Annotated in this window: 1 protein-coding gene; it reads left to right on the top strand. The window is 62.5% G+C overall.

All coding sequences use genetic code 11. The features are described from left to right. Nucleotides 1–537 precede the first annotated feature (537 nt). Nucleotides 538–2,319, top strand: a complete 1,782-nt coding sequence (locus ACWD01_RS37360; RefSeq protein WP_451168433.1) for a reverse transcriptase domain-containing protein — start codon at nt 538–540, stop codon at nt 2,317–2,319. Nucleotides 2,320–2,427: the final 108 nt, after the last annotated feature.

The raw sequence follows: 2,427 nt of genomic DNA, 5'->3' as shown, positions 1-2,427 counted from the left end.
TTGTGCGCCACGAGGCGCTCTGTTTGTATCCCCGGCTCAGCCGGGAGGAACTCGGAAGGAGGTTTCTGGGCCGGATGACTTACCTGGATCCGAAAGGTGAAGGGGACAACAGCATGTCAGAAAACCAGTGACCGGGCTCAGTTGTCAGAGACGGTGTGCTGGGCGGCCCGCGCGATATGGCGAAGACTGGATTGTTTGAAGCCCAATCTCCAGAAGATGCAAGTTCCCATCCGCCGGAAAGACGACTGAAACCGGCGCCGTGCTCTGCCCTGGATTCGAAGGTTGTCCGGTGCACTTCCGGAGCTCGGAGCGATGTCCAGCGAGGACATTCAAGGAGATGAGTGGGACGCCTGTGTCGCGCTAGAACGTACAGACAGGGACGAACGTGGGATCGCCTACGGGATGCGAGTCCTATGGCGACGGAGGCCCCGTAGTAGTCGCCGGAGTAACGACCGGTCAGGGAGGACGGGAAAGCCGTCCACATCGGGCGAAGGGGGCCAGGTGATTCGGACACCACAGAGTCGGGAGGTATGCGTAATGCAGAGCGCCAAAACGGTGCTGGGTGTCCTGCGTGAACGCGGCAGGCGTGGCCTGCCGTGTGATGAACTGTTTCGGCAGCTGTTCAATCCGCAATTGTATCTGCTGGCCTACGGGCGGATCTACGCCAACCATGGCGCGATGACGCCCGGGGTCACGTCGGAAACCGTGGACGGCATGTCACAGCGGAAGATCGACCGGATCATCGATGCGATGCGCCACGAGCGCTACCGCTTCCATCCGGTCCGGCGTGTCCAAATCCCGAAGAAGAACGGGAAGACGCGTCCGCTGGGGCTGCCGACCTGGTCGGACAAACTCGTCGGTGAAGTGATCCGCCTTTTATTGGAGGCGTATTACGAGCCGACGTTCTCCGACCGCTCTCATGGATTCCGTCCCCGCCGTGGCTGCCATACCGCTTTGCGGGAGGTCGACCACACCTGGACCGGGACGTCCTGGTTCATCGAAGGGGACATCGCCGACTGCTTCGGCAGCCTGGACCATCAGGTGCTGCTGTCGATCCTCGGCGAGAAGATCCGTGACCAGCGGTTTCTGCGGCTGGTGCGCAACATGCTCAAGGCCGGATACCTGGAGGACTGGAGATGGGGTGCCACGCTCTCCGGAGCGCCGCAAGGCGGAGTGGCCTCCCCGGTCCTGTCCAACATCTACCTGCACAAGCTGGATGAGTTCGTCGAGACAGTTCTTATTCCGGAGTACACCCGAGGGAAGCGCCGGGCCAGAAACCCGGCCTATCTGGAGTTGCAGAATCTGCTGGCGAAAGCCCGCCGGCGCGGTGACCGGGTCCAGGCCCGCGCGCTGCGTCAGCGGATGGTCAGCCTGCCCAGCGCGGATCCAGACGATCCGGCATATCGCAGGCTGCGCTACATACGCTATGCGGACGATCATCTCCTCGGTTTCACCGGACCGAAAGCCGAGGCCGAGCAGATCAAGCAATACCTAACCCAGTTCCTGCGTGACGAACTCAAGCTGGAGCTGTCCCAGGAAAAGACGCTGATCACTCATGCCCGCACCGGGGCAGCGAGGTTTCTCGGCTACGAGATCACGACCCAGCACAACGACACGAAGAAGACCGGCCGTTACCGTCGGGTCAACGGCCAGATCGCTCTCCGTGTCCCACGGGATGTGATCAAGTCCAAGTGCGCCCCCTATCTCGCCCGCGGAGAACCCGCGAAGAAGACAGCCCTGATCAACAGCAGCGATCACGCGATCGTGGCGACCTTCGGGAGCGTCTACCGGGGCGTTGTCCAGTACTACCTGCTCGCCGGAGATGTCTTCCGGCTGCACCGGCTGCAATGGGTCATGGAGACATCCATGCTCAAGACCCTTGCCGCCAAGCACCGTTCGTCAGTGTCGAAGATGGCCGCCAAGCACAAGGCCAGAATTGACACGCCCAACGGGCCCCGGGTGTGCTTCGAGGCCCGTATCGAGCGGAAGAACAGGAAACCACTGGTGGCACGGTTCGGCGGAATTCCCCTCCAACGGCAGCGAGCGACGGAACTCGCCGACCGCGAGCCGGTGCGGGTGGACTATCCGCAGAAGGAACTCATCGCGAGACTCCTGGCGGATACCTGCGAGATCTGCGGAAGCAAGGGAAATGTACAGGTGCACCACGTCCGTGCTCTCGCCGACCTCGCACATGCCGGATGGCAGCCTTCCGACTGGGCACGCGTCATGCTTCACCGACGACGCAAAACGGTCGTGGCCTGCGACGTCTGCCACGACCGTATCCATTCAGAACGGCCAGCCAGATCACTCACGCAGTAGTCACTGGAGAGCCGGATGACCGGGAAACCGTCATGTCCGGTTCGGCGGGAGGCCGCGCGGAACAGGACTCGCCCCACGGCGAGCACCTCACCGCGCGGCCGACCCAAC

The sequence above is a fragment of the Streptomyces sp. NPDC002835 genome (assembly GCF_053591995.1).
Note: the sequence above shows the minus strand (reverse complement) of the source record. Positions and strands in the feature narration are given on the sequence as shown.